Annotated in this window: 20 protein-coding genes; 13 read left to right on the top strand and 7 right to left on the bottom strand. The window is 68.2% G+C overall.

The features are described 5' to 3' along the window. Positions 1-178 precede the first annotated feature (178 nt). From ACYVIO_RS15765 to ACYVIO_RS15805, 9 genes are all read left to right on the top strand, one after another. A complete protein-coding gene (locus ACYVIO_RS15765) occupies positions 179-646 on the top strand; it encodes a DUF1707 SHOCT-like domain-containing protein (RefSeq protein WP_460651502.1) in 468 nt (155 codons plus the stop codon). Then, positions 643-1,050, top strand: coding sequence for a hypothetical protein (locus ACYVIO_RS15770; RefSeq protein ID WP_460651503.1), 408 nt, complete (start codon positions 643-645; stop codon positions 1,048-1,050). The genes ACYVIO_RS15765 and ACYVIO_RS15770 overlap by 4 nt, the downstream gene beginning before the upstream one ends. Before the next feature lie 55 nt (positions 1,051-1,105). After that, positions 1,106-2,491, top strand: a complete 1,386-nt coding sequence (locus ACYVIO_RS15775; protein WP_460651504.1) for a multicopper oxidase family protein — start codon at positions 1,106-1,108, stop codon at positions 2,489-2,491. A gap of 69 nt (positions 2,492-2,560) precedes the next feature. Further along, positions 2,561-3,004 (top strand): hypothetical protein, encoded by a 444-nt coding sequence (locus tag ACYVIO_RS15780; protein WP_460651505.1) that lies wholly within the window; start codon positions 2,561-2,563, stop codon positions 3,002-3,004. Positions 3,005-3,043: 39 nt separating this feature from the next. Beyond that, the gene (locus ACYVIO_RS15785) at positions 3,044-3,364 is read left to right on the top strand and encodes a hypothetical protein (RefSeq protein ID WP_460651506.1); all 321 of its coding nucleotides are present in this window, start codon (positions 3,044-3,046) and stop codon (positions 3,362-3,364) included. Between the two features lie 197 nt (positions 3,365-3,561). Continuing rightward, entirely contained in the window at positions 3,562-4,128 is a 567-nt protein-coding gene (locus ACYVIO_RS15790; RefSeq protein WP_460651507.1) for a hypothetical protein, read from the top strand. A gap of 16 nt (positions 4,129-4,144) precedes the next feature. Further along, entirely contained in the window at positions 4,145-5,062 is a 918-nt protein-coding gene (locus ACYVIO_RS15795) for a hypothetical protein (protein WP_460651508.1), read from the top strand. 27 nt (positions 5,063-5,089) lie between these two features. After that, entirely contained in the window at positions 5,090-5,527 is a 438-nt protein-coding gene (locus ACYVIO_RS15800) for a barstar family protein (protein ID WP_460651509.1), read from the top strand. A gap of 10 nt (positions 5,528-5,537) precedes the next feature. Further along, positions 5,538-5,960, top strand: coding sequence for a hypothetical protein (locus ACYVIO_RS15805; RefSeq protein ID WP_460651510.1), 423 nt, complete (start codon positions 5,538-5,540; stop codon positions 5,958-5,960). An 8-nt stretch (positions 5,961-5,968) separates the two neighbouring features. Here ACYVIO_RS15805 and ACYVIO_RS15810 read toward each other — a convergent pair whose 3' ends face one another. Further along, complete coding sequence (locus tag ACYVIO_RS15810) at positions 5,969-6,202, bottom strand: hypothetical protein (protein WP_460651511.1); 234 nt, start codon at positions 6,200-6,202, stop codon at positions 5,969-5,971. 92 nt (positions 6,203-6,294) lie between these two features. Further along, positions 6,295-7,392 carry a sulfite oxidase gene (locus ACYVIO_RS15815; protein ID WP_460651512.1) on the bottom strand — a complete coding sequence of 366 codons (1,098 nt, stop codon included), beginning with the start codon at positions 7,390-7,392 and terminating at the stop codon, positions 6,295-6,297. A 91-nt stretch (positions 7,393-7,483) separates the two neighbouring features. On the opposite strand from ACYVIO_RS15815, the gene ACYVIO_RS15820 reads away from it, so the two are divergent. After that, positions 7,484-8,275: an aminoglycoside adenylyltransferase domain-containing protein gene (locus ACYVIO_RS15820; RefSeq protein WP_460651513.1), complete on the top strand. Its 792-nt coding sequence runs from the start codon at positions 7,484-7,486 to the stop codon at positions 8,273-8,275. On the opposite strand, the gene ACYVIO_RS15825 is transcribed toward ACYVIO_RS15820, so the two are convergent. From ACYVIO_RS15825 to ACYVIO_RS15845, 5 genes are all read right to left on the bottom strand, one after another. Then, a complete protein-coding gene (locus ACYVIO_RS15825; protein ID WP_184804413.1) occupies positions 8,272-8,880 on the bottom strand; it encodes a response regulator in 609 nt (202 codons plus the stop codon). The genes ACYVIO_RS15820 and ACYVIO_RS15825 overlap by 4 nt on opposite strands. Next, entirely contained in the window at positions 8,877-10,010 is a 1,134-nt protein-coding gene (locus tag ACYVIO_RS15830; protein WP_460651514.1) for a sensor histidine kinase, read from the bottom strand. Before ACYVIO_RS15830 ends, ACYVIO_RS15825 begins: the two co-directional genes overlap by 4 nt. Positions 10,011-10,034: 24 nt before the next feature. Continuing rightward, positions 10,035-10,769 (bottom strand): ABC transporter permease, encoded by a 735-nt coding sequence (locus ACYVIO_RS15835; RefSeq protein WP_460651515.1) that lies wholly within the window; start codon positions 10,767-10,769, stop codon positions 10,035-10,037. Then, a complete protein-coding gene (locus ACYVIO_RS15840; RefSeq protein WP_460651516.1) occupies positions 10,766-11,665 on the bottom strand; it encodes an ABC transporter ATP-binding protein in 900 nt (299 codons plus the stop codon). Before ACYVIO_RS15840 ends, ACYVIO_RS15835 begins: the two co-directional genes overlap by 4 nt. Before the next feature lie 98 nt (positions 11,666-11,763). Further along, positions 11,764-12,387 carry a TetR/AcrR family transcriptional regulator gene (locus ACYVIO_RS15845; RefSeq protein WP_460651517.1) on the bottom strand — a complete coding sequence of 208 codons (624 nt, stop codon included), beginning with the start codon at positions 12,385-12,387 and terminating at the stop codon, positions 11,764-11,766. A 66-nt stretch (positions 12,388-12,453) separates the two neighbouring features. On the opposite strand from ACYVIO_RS15845, the gene ACYVIO_RS15850 reads away from it, so the two are divergent. The 3 genes from ACYVIO_RS15850 to ACYVIO_RS15860 are packed head-to-tail and all read left to right on the top strand — an operon-like array spanning position 12,454 to position 15,399. Continuing rightward, positions 12,454-13,908 (top strand): flavin-containing monooxygenase, encoded by a 1,455-nt coding sequence (locus ACYVIO_RS15850; protein ID WP_460651518.1) that lies wholly within the window; start codon positions 12,454-12,456, stop codon positions 13,906-13,908. 25 nt (positions 13,909-13,933) lie between these two features. Continuing rightward, the gene (locus tag ACYVIO_RS15855; RefSeq protein ID WP_460651519.1) at positions 13,934-15,238 is read left to right on the top strand and encodes a hypothetical protein; all 1,305 of its coding nucleotides are present in this window, start codon (positions 13,934-13,936) and stop codon (positions 15,236-15,238) included. Then, positions 15,235-15,399: a hypothetical protein gene (locus ACYVIO_RS15860; protein ID WP_460651520.1), complete on the top strand. Its 165-nt coding sequence runs from the start codon at positions 15,235-15,237 to the stop codon at positions 15,397-15,399. The genes ACYVIO_RS15855 and ACYVIO_RS15860 overlap by 4 nt, the downstream gene beginning before the upstream one ends. Positions 15,400-15,440 lie beyond the last annotated feature (41 nt).

The following is a 15,440-nucleotide window of genomic DNA, read 5'->3' on the forward strand; positions in this document are numbered from 1 at the left end:
GGGTGATGCCTGGGGTTTTCCCTGGGGCGGCGTACGCCCGGGGGAGTACGCCGTACTACGTCTGGGGGCTGCCGTGCTCCGCCGGAGGTAGGTGAGGTGTCGCCGCCGAGGCGACGCGGTGAGGGGTGCTCGGAGGACACGATCGGTGGCATCAGAACTGCGACGACCGAGGAGTGTCATGAACGAGAACGTGCGGGTCGGGGACCAGGAACGCGAGGAAGCGGTCAGACGGCTGGGCGAGCACTACGAGGCCGGGCGGCTGACCGCCGAGGAGCACACCGAGCGGATCGGTGTGGCGCTGCAGGCGAAGACGGCGGCGGACCTGGCGGCGCTGTTCGCTGATCTGCCGGGGGAGAAGGCTGAAGGCGCCGAGGAGGCCTGGGCAGGGCCGTTCGGGTGGACTCGTCCGCCGTGGACGTCGGCCGAGGCGGGATCGGAGTCCGGCCGTGCCTCGCGCGGAGGACGTCCGGCGTGGGCGGCTCGGGGGCCCTTCTCCCGGATTCCCCTGCCTTTGCTGATCGCGTTGGCGGCGCTTGCTGTCCTTGCGTCGGTCGGGTGTGTGGTGGGCGGCGGGCATCCGCCGGTGCTGCCGTTGCTGCTGATCGTCGCGGCGGTCGTGTTCGTGAAGAAGCGGCGGCACGCATGAGGACGGCGTACCGGGCGCTCGCCTCGCTGATCGCGCTCGCGGTGGTGCTCCAGGTCGCGGCGATCGCCCTGGCCGGGTTCACCACCGCGGCCGACGCGGAGGACGGGGTGACGATCGGCGCCGACTACAGCAACTTCGGCCAGAGCTACCACAGCATGGCCGGTACGGCGATCGGGCTGATCGCGTTGATCTTCCTGATCGTCTCCTTCCTCACCGACGTACCGCGCGGGCGTCTTCTGGCTGGTGTGGTGGTCGGGCTGGTCGTGCTGCAGTTCCTGCTGGCGGTGGTGTCGTTCGGCATTCCGGCGCTCGGCATCCTGCACGGGATCAACGGGCTGGCGATCGCGGGTGTGGCGGGTGCTGCGTCTCGTCGTGCATCGACGCCGGTGGCAGCCAGTGCCTGAAGGGAACAAGCATCGGCTGAGGAACAGGTTGGTCGCCCTTGGAGTAGCGCTGGCGGTGTTGGTGCCGCTGGCGTACCTCTGGGCGACCAGCCTCGTGCCGTCGTCGTACTCGGCGACTGACATGGGGTACGCCGACTACGGCGGCGGCCCTGCGTCGGGGCATCAGCATCACGGCGGCGCGAGTGTCGCGGACCTGACCGGTCCGCGCACGGGGGTCGCCGATGTCGCGGTGACGCTGACCGCTCGGAAGGCGTCGTTCACGTTGGCATCCGGTGAGTCCGTCGACGGCTACACGCTCAACGGCTCGTCGCCGGGGCCTTCGATCCGCGCCGAGGTGGGCGATCTGGTCGAGGTCACGCTGGTCAACGAGTCCGTCCCCGACGGCGCGACGCTGCACTGGCACGGGATCGACGTCCCCAACGCGGAGGACGGCGTCGCCGGGGTCACGCAGGACGCCGTACCGGTGGGTGGTAAGCATGTCTATCGCTTCAAGGCTGTCGACGCCGGCACGTACTGGTACCACTCGCACCAGGTCTCCAGCGAGCAGGTCCGCAACGGGCTCTTCGGCACGATCGTCATCGGCTCGCGCGGTCGCGATGTCGTAGCCGCGATTCACACGTACGACGACCGCCGGACGATCAACGGCTCGACCGGTGCTTCCCGCGTCGACGTTCCTGCTGGTACGGCGCTGCGCGTGCGGGTGATCAACACCGACAACGCTTTGATCCGCACGGGGTTGGTCGGAGCGCCTTTCAAGGTCGTCGCCGTCGACGGTCGGGAGCTGCACGGGCCGACTTCGACCACCGACACCTTCCCGCTGGCCGCGGGCGCCCGCGCAGACTTCGAGGTCACGGTCCCCGCTGGCGGCGTACGACTGGATGCCGGTGGGGTGAATCTGACCATCGGTCCACCGGGTGTGGATCCGCCTGGTGGATCTTTGTCTTCAGCAACCATCGATCTGCTCACCTACGGCACACCTGCTCCGCTGGGCCTCGACGTCGCGCATCCTGACCGCAGCTTCGAGTACCGCATCGGCCGGCGCCCCGGGTTCCTCGACGGCGTACCGGGCCTGTGGTGGACGATCAACGGGCACAAGTTTCCCGACGTCCCGATGTTCATGGTCGCGTCCGGGGACGTGGTGAAGATGACGATCTCCAACACCAGCGGGCAGTCGCACCCGATGCACCTGCACGGCCACCACGCGGTCGTCCTGTCCCGCAACGGCGTCGCGGCGTCAGGCACCCCTTGGTGGATCGACACGTTGGAGGTCGACGACGACGAGACCTACGAGATCGCCTTCCTGGCCGACAACCCCGGCGTCTGGATGGACCACTGCCACAACCTGCCGCACGCGTCGCAGGGTTTGATGACGCACTTGATGTACGAGGGCGTCAGTACGCCGTACAAGATCGGCGGTACGTCGGCCAACAAACCCGAGTAATCACGACGATTGTGTGTCGAACCACCACGCCGACAGGCGAAACCGCGCATCCTGCGGTATCCCTGAAAGATGACCTGCCCCACCGCCCTCCGCACCGCCGCCTCCCTGGCGGTCCTCCTGGCCGGTCTGGTCATCACTCCGATCGCACTGTCCCACCTGGACGACAACCTGCGGGTGGTCGAGACGCAGCCGGTCCGAGAGGTCGAGGTCGTCGCCGTCTACACCCCGACCCTCCACACCCAACTCACCACAGTCCTCGTCCGGCACCCCGACACAGGCAACCCCACCAACCTCGAAGGCGCCGACAAACTCTTCACCCTCCCGGCCGCCAACACGTACGTCCCCGTGGTCGTCGACCCGGACGACCGCACCAAGGTCCTCATCACCACCGCCAACTGGGCCCCCAGTTGGCTCGACTACACCACCACAGTCGCCGCGACAGCCCTACCTGCGCTGACGCTTGCGGCCTTGCTCTCCGGCACTTTCACCCACCGCCGCCGGCCGGTCGAGTGATCAGGGCCTGACGCGCCGGGGGCCTGTAGGGTCGCGCGCGTGGCGGAGAACGACGTACTGCTGGTGCCGATCCGCGACGACGAGTTCGCGATCGCGCGGATCGTGTGGCAGCGCGGGCCGAGCGTGCTGATCGTCGCCTACCCGGACGTGGTCGGTGCGGACGGCCCGGTTGACCTGGACGGGCGGGAGTGGGAGCCGATCCTTCTCGTCCCGACCGTGTCGGTGCTGATCGAGGACGGTCAGTGGAGGGTCGTCGGGAACTGGGCGCCGGCGATCGACGTCCCCATCCCGGTCTACAAGGTCGAGATCGGGTCGGAGTTCTACGAGCAGCGCATCGACGGAGCATCGGGCCGCGCCTGACCGACGAGGAGGCTGCCCGGCGTACGAACCCCACGTCGTACTCGCCGGCGGTGCTGGAGTGGGCGCTTCAGGCCTACCACGGCTTCGGCACCTGGCTTCCGGCGTACGAAGAGCTCGTCGCCCCGACGCCTTCAACGCCCTCCGCGGACAGGGTGCAGTCGTGAGATCGTCTTCACTGGCGTACTGGGGAGGCGCGGATGAAAGTTGAGCTGAGCGAGGACGAGGCGCTCGTGCTGTCCGACTGGCTCGATCGCGTGATCGCCCGGGAGGACTTCGCGAGGCTCGTCGACGATCGCGCGGTCTGGTCCCCGCTGTTGACGATCAGCGGGAAGCTGGAGACCCAGCTCCCGATGATCTTCAGTTCGTCGTACGGCGAACAGCTGAACGCGGCCCGCACCCGGCTGCTCGTCGAGGTGGGCGACTTCGGCGAGGTCGGCACGACAAGCAGCCGCGGGCCAACGGTCCGAGACAGCCTGCTGAGGCTGATCGCTGGGCCGAGAGTCTCGCTACGCGCCGTAGAACTCGCCGGCTTGGCCCTCGCAGCCGACGCGGTCGCGACGGCGCTGACAATCGAAGCCGATGGCTCGGACCTCACAGATCCACTGCCGGCCCGCCTGGCCCTGACCGACGAGGTGGCAGCAACCGTCCGGCACTTCGAGCAGCAGGACCTGACGATCAGGGAACTCGAGACCAGGCTGGCCGGCATGGTCGCAACTCTCGACGAGTGGACCCAGCGCGAACCCTCCGGATCGGAGAACAGCTGATGCAAGGGGGCTTGCCGTGGACAACGATGTGTTGCTGATTCCTGTTGCGGAGGGCAAGTACTCGGTGGCGCGGATCTTGGTGACGCTGCCGGAGAGTGTGTTCGTCGTTGTGTACGCCGGGCTGGGGTCGGCTGAGGAGGCCGGGAGCGTGACCGTGGAGTCTGGGCTGGTGCCGATGCTCTTTGCCGAGACGACGGATCAGAAGATCGTGTCCGGCGAATGGAAGCTCGTGGGGAACTGGGCGCCGGTGCCGGAGGTGTCGGTTCCGATTCACCAGAGCCGCGTGCAGCCCGGTGGGGAGCGGGTCGACCAGTGGGTCGACGGGGTTGCGGCGGACTGGCTGGCTACGGTGGAACTTCCTACGCCACGACGCGGTCTTCACTCGCCGGCGATGGTGGAGACGGCTGTCCGTGCGCTTCACGGTCTCGAGCCGTGGCGGCCTGAGTTCGAGGCGTTCATCGATTCTGAGTACTACCGGCCGGGTCGGCAGAACGGGGCCCCTGCCGCAGTCGGCGAGTTCGACTACCAGACGGTGTTCAGGCGGTCGGACTGCGGGGCGGGTGCTGCGGGACCTGTCGACGAGTTCCGGCTTCGCGTTCATCGGTACTTGCTGGTCGCGGACGTCGACGGTGGCGCCGAGAGAACAGAGGCGGAGCTGGACGGGATTCTGTCGGTAATGATCGACCATCCCGAGGCCCACGAGGAGTTCGAGCAGACTCTCGTCGCCATGGTGCAGCACCCGACGATCCATGGTGCCACCGAGTTGGTCTCCTTCACCATGCATGTGCTGCGGTGGCCGGCGGTGCAGGATGAGATCGAGCGGCAACTCAACAACACGAGCCGAAACGTCAGTGACCGGCGACTCCACGGCGCCATGCTCAACAGCTACTCGGACTCCTGGCGAGACAAAGACATGTACGTTCGCTTCAGCTGAGCTGGGAACCGAGAGGGGAGTTGGCGGATGAGCGACAACCCGCTCCTGACCGCGACACCGCCTTGGCGGCTCACCGCGACCTTCGGGTCCCCGGCGTTCGAGGCGATGCTCACCGAGCTCCGCGCCGCTGGAGGCGAGGTGATTGCGCTGGACGGCACTCGCGCGCGGACCAGTGACGCCCTCTTCGACCAGTTCGCTGAGGCGGCCAAGTTTCCGGAGTACTTCGGGAGGAACTGGTCGGCACTCGACGAATGCCTGGCCGATCTCGAGTGGCTGCCGGGTACGGCGTACGTGGTGACGCTTGAGAATCCTGAACGCCTGTTGGAGGACGAGCCACTGAGCCGCGGTGCGTTCGAGCGGATGATTGTGGGAGTCGCCGAGGAGTGGGCCGCGGTGGTCGCCGAAGGCGAGTACTGGGACAGGCCGAGCATCCCGTTCCACCTGGTGCTGGACGATCGAGAGTAAGGCGGCGGCGATGTCGTGGATGGTTGAGGGGTACGTCGGGCTGGGGCCGGTCAAGCTGGGTGCGGATCGTGCTGGGGTTCGAGCGGTGTTGGGTGAGGAGCCCAAGAGCTTTACGCGGACCGCGGGGTCCTCCGCGGCTGCCGACGAGGAGTACGTGGCCGCTGGGATCTTCGTGTATTACGACGAGTCGGATCGGGTGGACTTCGTCGAGAGCTATGCGACGGCCGGCGAGAGTGTTCCTCGGTTTGGGGCGGTGTGGTTGAACGGCCGGGATATGAGGGAAGTGCTCGCTGACCTCGATGAGGCCGGGCTGACGCCTGATGATGACGACGGAGCGTCTCGGATCTTCCTCAGGGCGGGCTTCGCTGTGTTCTCATCCGGCTACGTCGTCGAGTCGACCTCTGTTTTTGTGAAGGGGTATTACGACGACTGATTGCCGTGTCAGGCGGAGAGGGCGCCGTGGCTGAGGCGGTTGCATTGGGTTCTGTGGAGGGTGGCTATGCGGGTGCAGGCGGCGTCTATGGCGGCCTTTTGACTCTCGTAGAGGCCGTACCAGTACGGGTCTTCCGGGAGGGGGTCGCCGGCGTCGTCGATGTCGGCGTACCAGGTGGTGCCGGTGCGGAAGATTCTGGCGTGCAGGTGGAGCTCGGTGCCTAGGTCCAGTGCTGTGTTCATCGCGCGGATCACTCCTGGGAGAAGGAATCGGTGCGTTGCCCTGTTTTGATGATGTGACGGGCAGGGGCGAACACCAGGAGCGACACGCGGGTTTACTGAACTAGGACAGTGAGGCGTTGGGCGGTGTTGTTGGCGAAGCCGCCTCGGTTCCAGGGGGCTTCGATGGGTTGGACTCTGCCTGACTTGTCGTGGGCCCGGACCGTGAGGACGTGTTCGCCGGGGGTGGCTTGCCACACAAACGAAAAGGCGCGCCAGGCGAGGTCTTCGTTGCTTGAGGCATCCAACTCCGCGTCTTGCCAGGTGGCGCCGGCGTTGGTGCTGAGCTCCACTCGGTCGATGGGGGCCCAGCCGGACCACGCGCGGCCTTGCAGCGTGACCTCGCCGGCGGGGACGAAGCGGTGGCGGGTCATGAAGTCGGGGTGGCCGGGTGGGATCAGCAGGGCTCGGGGCTCGATGCGGGTGACGGCTACGCCGGGTTCCCCCGCTTCGGTGCGGATGCGGTAGGCCTCGGCGTTCTGGTAACCCGTGAAGGGCTTGTCGATGAGCTCGATCGAGCGGAGCCACTTCACCGACGCCATGCCGTACCAGCCGGGGACGATCAGGCGCAGCGGGTACCCGTGCTGGGGTGGGAGCGGCATGCCGTTCATCTCCCACGCGACGAGGGCGTTGGAGTCGAGGGCCTCGGCGACCGACAGGCCTCGTTGGTAGTCCTGCTCGATGCCGCGTTCCACGCCGTGGTCGGCGCCGGTGAACACCACGTCCACAGCGTCCTCACGAATCCCGGCGGCCTCCAGCAGAGCAGCCAGCGGTACGCCGGTCCACTCGGCGGTGCCGACGGCCTCCATCAGCCACGGCTGGCTGATCGGGCGCGGATGAAGGTTCGCGCGACCGTTGCCTGCGCACTCCAAAGTGACGCGCACGGTCTGCCGGCCCATCGCGCGGAGCTCCGTCAGGCCGAAGTCGATCGGTTGCTCAACACAACCGTCGACGGTGAGGCGCCAGTCGAAGGCGTTCGTCAGCGGGATGTCGTAGTGCACGAGCACGTAGTGCAGCCCCGGAGGGGTCAGGTCGTAGCGCAGTGCCTCCAGCGGGATGCCGTGGTTGCGCGCGGCCAGCTGGAGCTCGTCGGCGGTGATGCCCTCGCCGACGTCGGCCAGGCGACCCTTGGTGCTGAACTGTTCGATCGTCATGGCGGATTCCCTTCCCCTGAGGGTCAGCCTATGCCGCGCGGCGGTGGGAAAAGCAAGAGCGCGAACTCGCCAACCTGGCTACGGTCGGTGGATGGCGTACGACGTACCGCATCCTCGTGACCGTGCGCAGTCGTGGGCCGACTGCGACACCGACCTCAGGCGGTACGTCGAGGAGGCGCTCGCGGCGACCGGGCTGGAGCTGTCGGGGGTCTACGTGCACGGGTCGCTCGCGATGGGGTGCTTCTACCGGGCGAAGAGCGATGTGGATCTGCTGGTCGTGGTCCCGGGGACGTTGACGGCCGCAGAGCGGCAGTATGCGGCTCGTCAGCTGGCCGAGCGGGCGACCGAGAGGCCGATGCTCGGGGATCTGGAGTTGTCGGTGCTGACCGAGCGGCAGGCCGCGGAGGGGACGCGGGAGTACGAGGTGCACTACTCGGCGTACTGGACGGAGAAGATCCTCGCCGGGCAGTACGCCGGGCCGGGGACAGATCCGGATCTCGCGGCGCATGTGAGTGTCGTCCGCCGGCGCGGGGTGGCGGTGAGCGGACGGCCGGCGGCGGAGGTGTTCGCGGAGGTCCCGTACGACGAGTACCGGCGGGCGATCGAGGCTGATCTCGAGGACGTGGATCTGGTGGCCGAGCCGTATTACGGGGTGCTCAACGCGTGCCGGGTGTTGATGCTCAGGGAGTCACCGCAGGTGGTGAGCAAGGACGAAGGTGGGGAGTGGGGGCTCGCCAACCTGCCCGAGGAGCACAAGCCCGTGATCGAGCAGGCGCTGAGGTGCTACCGGAGTGCGAGGGCAGTCGCGCCGGAGGACAGAGGAACCGACGGGCACCCCTGGGATGTGAGGGCCCTGGAGAGCTTCAGGAAGTACGTCGGTTAGAGCCAGCCGTTGTCGACCGCGATCCGCGCGGCTTCGGCGCGAGTCCGGGCCCCGGTCTTGCCGATCGCGGACGACAGGTGGTTGCGGACCGTGCCCTCGGAGAGGTGAAGCTCGCGGGCGATGTCGGCGACCGTGCCGCCGGTACGGGCCGCGCGGAGGACGTCTGACTCGCGAGCGGTCAGCGGGCTCGTGCCCGCGACCAACGTTTCGGCGGCGAGCGAAGGGTCGACGACGCGCAGGCCCTGGTGGACCCGGCGTACGGCGTCGGCCAACTGCGCGGCGGGAGTGTCCTTCACGACGAACCCCGCAGCGCCGGCCTCCATCGCGCGGCGCAAGTAGCCCGGCCGGCCGAACGTGGTGACCATCAGGATGCGCACAGCCGGTACGGCGGAACGCAGCGCGGCCGCCGCCTCGATGCCGTCGAGGCCGGGCATCTCGACGTCGAGCAGGGCGACGTCGGGCTTCGACGTACGGGCTGCTTCCAGGACCTCGTCGCCGCGGCCGACCTCGGCGACGACCTCGAGGTCGGGTTCGAGATCGAGGAGGGCGGCGAGGGCGCCGCGGACGAGTGCCTGGTCGTCCGCGATCAGCAGTCGGATGCTCACGGGCCCACTCTGACAGCCAGCCGGAACCCACCACTCGGCGCCTGGCCGACGGAGAGAGTCGCGCCCACCTGGTCGGCGCGCTCACGCAGCCCGATCAACCCATGACCGCCTGATGAATTAGTTGGTCCGCGCCCGTCGTCCAGGACCTCGATCTGCCCGGCACTGATCCGAACAGTGCACTTGCGGGCCCCCGAGTGCCGTACGACGTTCGTCACGCCCTCGCGGACCACCCACGCGAACAGCTCCCGATGGGACTCGGGCACATCGTCCACCGTCGTCGGCAGATCAGCGCGGATCTCGGCCGCCTCCAACGCGGCTCGGGCGGAGACCAGCTCACCCGCCAGGCTCAGCTCACGGTAACCGGCAACAGCAGCCCGTACGTCGGCCAGCGCCGCCCGGGCGAGCTGCTCGATGTCGGTCACCTCGACCGCCGCTCGCGACGGGTTGGCCTCGATCAGCCGGCCGGCGAGCTCGGCCTTGACCGTGATCACCGTCAGCGAGTGGCCGAGGATGTCGTGCAGGTCGCGGGCGAACCGGTTGCGTTCCTCCTGGACGGCCAGCTCGGCGAAGTCCTGGCGTGCGACCGAAAGCTCCATCCCGCGCTGGATCGCCCGCCGCATCCCGAACACGGCCAACGCGGCGAGGAAGATCGCCAGCCCGTAGCTGCTGTCGTCGTGCCAGCCGGGAACCAGCCGCATCGACAGTTCCGCCCCGCCCAGCGTCAGGAGGGTGACGGCGACCGCCTGCCGAAGCTCCAGCATCACCACCGAGATCGCGGTGACGTAGACCAGCGTGGTCAGCGCGGTCTGCCCGGCGGCCGGCAGCATCAGTGCGGCCAGGGCCAGCAGACCGACCAGGTAGCCGTACCGCTTCCAGAGCGGAAGGCCGCCCTCCCGCCACGAGACCTGCCGCATCCAGATGAAGAAGGACATGTAGGCCGTGGCGAAGGCCAGCAGCGCGAGCACCCCGACCACCCGGGTGACACCGTCGCTGTGCCGGACGATCTCCTGCAGCGGGCTGCCCAGGTAGAACAGCCAGACCCCGCCGGCCAGCCAGCGCCACGACCTGCGTCCCGTCTGGGTGAGGTCGCGGGCGGCCAGCGAATCCGGCGGGGGCTGCTTGCTGCTCACAGTGGTCACGGTAACTCGCCGAGGTCAGGCGCGAGCGGTGTCCGCGCGGAAGCGGCGCAGCCCGATCGCCCCGAGCACCACCGTCCACACCAGCACGATCAGTACGGCGTGCATGTCCAGCCCGCTCTCCGTCAGCGCGCTGCGCGAGCTGAGTCCGGTCCAGTACGCCGGGGTGAGCTGCGCGATCGTCTTCATCACGTGCGGCATCTGCTCGATCGGCAGCCAGAGCCCGCCGAAGGCCGCGATCAGCATCGTGGTCAGACCCGTGATCGGCTGCACGCTGTCGGGCTTGGCGACGTACCCGATCACCAGGCCGAGACCGGCGAACGGCAAGGCACCGAGCCAGGAGACGAGCCCGACCGTGATCCACTGGCCGGCACTCAGGTCGACGTGTCCGATGATCATCCCGGCCACGAAGACCACCAGCAGCGGCGGGATCGCGAGCAGCAGCGACAGGATGACCTTCGACGCGACGTACGCCTGGGGCTTGAGCGGGGTCAGCCGCAGCGTCCGGTTCCAGCCGCCGTCGCGTTCCATCGCGATCACGCCGCCGCTGCTCATCGCCGCGTTCATCGAGCCGAACATCGCCATCGAGACCATCACGTAGGCGATCGCGGAGATGCCGCCCTCGGAGTCGCTGGTGTGCAGCGTGGCGCCGAAGATCAGGAACAGCACCAGCGGCATCAGGACGGCGAAGATCAGCACGCGCCGGTTGCGCAGGGTCCGCTTGATGTCGAACTTCAGGTAGTCGAGGTTCATGCCGCACTCTCCTGCTGGGCGCCGATGGCGAGGACCGCGTCCTCGAGGTCGGCGGAGGTGATCTCGATGTCGTGGGCCGGCGTGTTCGCCAGCAGGTACCGCAGCGTGTCGTCGGAGTCCGCGCACTGCAGCAGCACCACGTCGCCGCGCGTCTCGACGTTCCGTACGCCGGGCAGCGTCGCCAGCGTGGCCAGGTCGGCACCGGGCACGGTGGCCCGGATGGTCCGGCCGGAGACGCTCGCCTTGATCTGCGCGGCGGTGCCGTCGGCAACGATCTTGCCGTCCCGCATCAGCACCACGCGGTCGGCGTACGCGTCGGCCTCCTCCAGGTAGTGGGTTGCGAACAGCACCGTCCGGCCGCGAGCGGTCTCGGCGTGCATCGCGGCCCAGAAGTCGCGCCGGGACTCGACGTCCATCCCGGTGGTCGGTTCGTCCAGCACGATCAGGTCGGGCTGCGCGACGATCGCCATCGCGAACCGGACCCGCTGCTTCTGCCCGCCGGACAGTGCCTTCAGCTTGCGGCCGGCGAGATCGGCGATGCCGGCTCGCGCGAGCGCGTCGGCGACCGGCAGTGGGTCCTTGTGCAGCCCGGCGACCAGGTCGAGCAGCTCGCCGACCTTCGCGTCCTCGATGATCCCGCCGCTCTGCAGCATCACGCCGACCTGGCCGGCCGCGATCGCGTCCGCGGGGGACTGGCCGTAGAGCTGGACGCTGCCCTGGTCGGGCCGGACCAGACCGAGCAGGATCTCCAGCGTGGTGGACTTCCCGGCGCCGTTCGGGCCGAGCAGTGCCACGACTTCGCCCGACCGGATCGTGAGGTCCACCCCGGCCACGGCCTGTACTTCGCCGTACCTCCTGGTCACTCCGCTGAGGGTGACCGCAGTCGTTGTCGTCATACCCAGAATGCTCCGGCCTGGAGCGCGTTCGGCCCTGGATCGGGCGTCACGAGCTGCCCATGACATCCGTCAGCGGTCGGGTGGTTCGTTGGTTGAGGTCAGGCCTCGCGGAGAGTGTGGAGGCCCTGCCAGAGAAGGTCCTGGAGGGTTCGTGCCGTCTTCTCGGCCGACGGCGGGGTGTCGGTGCGGGTGCGCCAGATGGCCAGGCGTTCGGTGGCGCCGGAGATGGTCTGGGCGACGATCTGGATCTCTTCCTCGTCGATGGTCGCCGGGGCGTTGAGGCGGACCATCGTGGCGATCAGCTCGACGAAGTCGGCGCGGACCTCGTCGGCGGCCTGGGCGGCGGGGCCGGCCGACAGCATGCCCTCGTCGACGATCACCGACCAGGCGCGCGGGTGGTCGTCGAGGAACTGGAACCAGGCGACGAACCCGGCGTACATGGACTGCTCGGCATCCGGTGCGGCGAGGACGGCTTCGGAGACGGCGTCGAGCAGCTGGGCGCGCAGGCGGGACAGGCAGGCGAGGAACAGGCCGTCCTTCGAGCCGTAGTACTGGTAGATCAGCGGCTTGGAGACGCCGACCTCGGCGGCGATCTCGTCCATCGAGGTGCCCTGGTAGCCGCGGTCGCCGAAGATCCGCTCGGCGGCGTCGAGGATCTCGCGCTCCCGTGCGGCGCGGTCGCGTTTCCGCTTGACCGGTACGCCGTCCGTGGTGGTCGTCACCTTGCCGAGTCTAACTGACTTGGAGTAACTTACTGGGAGTAAGTTCTTCGGACGAAGGGCGAGAGCATGCAGCAGAACCACCGGATCGTCGTGATCGGCACCGGCTTCGCGGGCATCGGGATGGCGGTCCGGCTCAAGCAGGCCGGGTACGACGACTTCGTGGTGCTCGAGCGGGCGGAGGACGTCGGCGGGACCTGGCGGGACAACACCTACCCGGGCTGCCGCTGCGACGTCCCGTCGCACCTGTACTCGTTCTCGTTCGCGCCGAACCCGGACTGGTCGAGCACGTTCTCGCCGCAGCCGGAGATCGAGGCGTACCTGCGGCAGGTCACCGACGGCTTCCGCGTTCGTCCGCATATCCGCTTCGGCCACGGCGTACAGGCCGCGCACTGGGTCGACGACCACTGGCTGATCCACACCGACCAGGGCGACTTCACGGCCGAGATCCTGCTGTCCGGCATGGGCCCGCTGGCCGAGCCGTCGTACCCGAAGCTGAACGGGATCGACTCGTTCGAGGGCGAGGTCTTCCACTCGGCGCAGTGGAACCACGACCTCGACCTCAGTGGCCGGAAGGTCGCGGTGATCGGGACGGGCGCGTCGGCGATCCAGTTCGTGCCGGCGATCCAGCCGGAGGTCGAGGAGCTGCACCTGTTCCAGCGCACGCCGCCGTGGGTGATGCCGCGGCCGGACCGGAAGATCAGTCGTTTCGAGAAGGCGCTCTTTCGCGCTTTTCCCCTGGTGCAGAAGGCCGTTCGGACCGGGATCTACTGGGGGCGCGAGTCGATGGTGCTCGGTTTCGCCAAGCTGCCGGGGATCATGAAGCAGGCGCAGAAGGTGGCCGAGAAGCACCTCGAGAAGCAGGTCCGCGATCCCGAGCTGCGAGCCAAGCTGACGCCCGACTTCACGCTCGGCTGCAAGCGCGTGCTGATCTCCGACGACTACTACCCGGCGGTCGCGCGGCCGAACGTCGAGGTGGTCACCGACGGCATCACCGAGGTGACGCCGACCGGGATCGTCACCGACGACGGTGTGAAGCACGAGGTCGACACGATCATTTACGGCACTGGTTTCCGAGTGACCGATCTGCCGGTGATGGACATGCTGTACGGCCGCGACGGGCTGTCGTTGCGCGAGGCCTGGGCCGACGGAATGGAGGCGCATCTCGGGACGGCGGTGGCCGGCTTCCCGAACTTCTTCCTGCTGATCGGGCCGAACACGGGGCTCGGGCACAGCTCGATGGTGTTCATGATCGAGTCGCAGATCGCGTACATCCTGGACGCGCTGAAGACGATGGACGCCGAGGGGCTGCGGCAGGTCGAGGTGCTACCGGAGGTGCAGCGGGCGTTCGTCGACGGTGTGCGGTCGTCGATGCGGAACACGGTGTGGACGCGCGGTGGGTGCACGAGTTGGTACCTGGACGCGCAGGGACGGAACACGACGCTGTGGCCGTCGTTCACCTTCCGGTTCCGGCAGCTGACCCGGCGGTTCGATCGGTCGCAGTATCGGACAGTAGCTATGTGACATAGCGCGTGTTACATTCGGATCCATGATCCCCTTGCACGGTATCGGCGGGCGTGGGGACTTGCCGGTGCCGCTCTGGCTGGCGATCTACTCCGCGGCCGCTGCTGTTGCCGTGTCGTTCTTCGCGCTGGCGGCGTTCTGGTCGAAGCCGCGCTTCGAAGTGACTTCCGGTACGCCGCTGGTGGTCCTCACGCGGTTGGTCGACGCCCGGGTTTTCCGGTGGGTCCTGAAGGTCTTGGGCGTGCTCGCGCTCGGGCTGCTGCTCGGGGCTGCGTGGTTCGGCAGTACGTCGCCTGCGCTCAACCCGGCGCCGACCTGGCTGTACGTGTGGATCTGGGTCGGGATCATCCCGGTGTCGCTGCTGTTCGGGCCGGTCTGGCGGTTGGTCAATCCGCTGCGCACCCTCGCGGCGCTGTTTCCCCGCGCTGAACGACGCAGGTTGCCCGACGGGATCGCGTACTGGCCGGCGGTTGCCGGGCTGTTCGGGTTCCTCTGGCTGGAGCTGGCTTATCCGGAGGGTTCCGATCCACTGGTGGTCGCCGTGTTCGTCACGGCGTACTCGGTGATGAATGTTGCCGCAGGCATCGTTTATGGGCCGCGCTGGTTCGCGGTCGGGGACAGCTTCGAGGTGTACGCCGAAGTACTGTCGCGGTTGAGCCCGCTTGGTCGTGGGGACGGCGGGCAGTTGGTGCTGCGCAACCCGCTGGCCGGGCTGGCGACGATGCCGCAGGAGCGCGGGCTGGTCGGGTTGCTGTGTCTGTTGCTCGGGTCAACGGCTTTCGACGGCATCTCGCGGTGGTCGGTGTGGACTTCGGCGACCGGGCAGCTCGGGTTCGCCCAGCACGTTGCCGTTTACACGCTCGGATTGCTGGTGGCCGTGGCGATCGTGACGGCGTTGTTCGTCGGCGCGGCGCGGGCGACCGGGTCCGCGCGGGTACGACCTGGTGCTCTGGGCAACGCCGGCCTGCCGGGCGCGTTCGTGCACTCGCTGGTGCCGATCGCGATCGGGTACGCCGTGGCGCACTACTTCTCGTTCGCGGTGTTCCAGGGGCAGGATGGTGTCCTGCTCGCGACCGATCCGTTCGGTCGCGGCTGGGACCTGCTCGGGACCGGGCAGACCGGGATCGACTACGGCCTGCTGGGGACCGGGGTGATCGCCGGGGTCCAGATCGGCGCGATCGTGCTCGGACACGTACTCGGGGTCGTGTCCGCGCACGATCGTGCGGCCGGGCTGTTCCGGCGCCGCCAGATGCGGCGGGCGCAGTACCCGATGCTGGCGGCGATGGTCGCCTTCACCGCCGGCGGGATCGCGCTGGTGACGGCCTCATGATCGCGCTGCACATGGGTGGGATCCCCGAGCTGGCGATGTTCCTCGGACCGATCCTGCTGATCGCCGCGTTCATCCGCATCGCCCGCCGCAAGGAGGCCGAGGTCGAGGACGACGACTGGGACGCCGACCTCGGCGACTTCGAGAGACAGCGCAACAGTTGACCCAGAGGTGAATAGCTTGCCGCGCTCGGGGGGAGCTGGTG

The organism is Kribbella endophytica (assembly GCF_054781295.1).

Excerpts from the sequence above, each read along its gene's own strand:
- ACYVIO_RS15765 (WP_460651502.1), top strand. The coding sequence starts at position 179 with ATGAACGAGAACGTGCGGGTCGGGGACCAGGAACGCGAGGAAGCGGTC.
- ACYVIO_RS15770 (WP_460651503.1), top strand. The coding sequence starts at position 643 with ATGAGGACGGCGTACCGGGCGCTCGCCTCGCTGATCGCGCTCGCGGTG.
- ACYVIO_RS15780 (WP_460651505.1), top strand. The coding sequence starts at position 2,561 with ATGACCTGCCCCACCGCCCTCCGCACCGCCGCCTCCCTGGCGGTCCTC.
- ACYVIO_RS15790 (WP_460651507.1), top strand. The coding sequence starts at position 3,562 with ATGAAAGTTGAGCTGAGCGAGGACGAGGCGCTCGTGCTGTCCGACTGG.
- ACYVIO_RS15800 (WP_460651509.1), top strand. The coding sequence starts at position 5,090 with ATGAGCGACAACCCGCTCCTGACCGCGACACCGCCTTGGCGGCTCACC.
- ACYVIO_RS15805 (WP_460651510.1), top strand. The coding sequence starts at position 5,538 with ATGTCGTGGATGGTTGAGGGGTACGTCGGGCTGGGGCCGGTCAAGCTG.
- ACYVIO_RS15810 (WP_460651511.1), bottom strand. The coding sequence starts at position 6,202 with ATGAACACAGCACTGGACCTAGGCACCGAGCTCCACCTGCACGCCAGA.
- ACYVIO_RS15815 (WP_460651512.1), bottom strand. The coding sequence starts at position 7,392 with ATGACGATCGAACAGTTCAGCACCAAGGGTCGCCTGGCCGACGTCGGC.
- ACYVIO_RS15820 (WP_460651513.1), top strand. The coding sequence starts at position 7,484 with ATGGCGTACGACGTACCGCATCCTCGTGACCGTGCGCAGTCGTGGGCC.
- ACYVIO_RS15835 (WP_460651515.1), bottom strand. The coding sequence starts at position 10,769 with ATGAACCTCGACTACCTGAAGTTCGACATCAAGCGGACCCTGCGCAAC.
- ACYVIO_RS15840 (WP_460651516.1), bottom strand. The coding sequence starts at position 11,665 with ATGACGACAACGACTGCGGTCACCCTCAGCGGAGTGACCAGGAGGTAC.
- ACYVIO_RS15850 (WP_460651518.1), top strand. The coding sequence starts at position 12,454 with ATGCAGCAGAACCACCGGATCGTCGTGATCGGCACCGGCTTCGCGGGC.
- ACYVIO_RS15855 (WP_460651519.1), top strand. The coding sequence starts at position 13,934 with ATGATCCCCTTGCACGGTATCGGCGGGCGTGGGGACTTGCCGGTGCCG.
- ACYVIO_RS15860 (WP_460651520.1), top strand. The coding sequence starts at position 15,235 with ATGATCGCGCTGCACATGGGTGGGATCCCCGAGCTGGCGATGTTCCTC.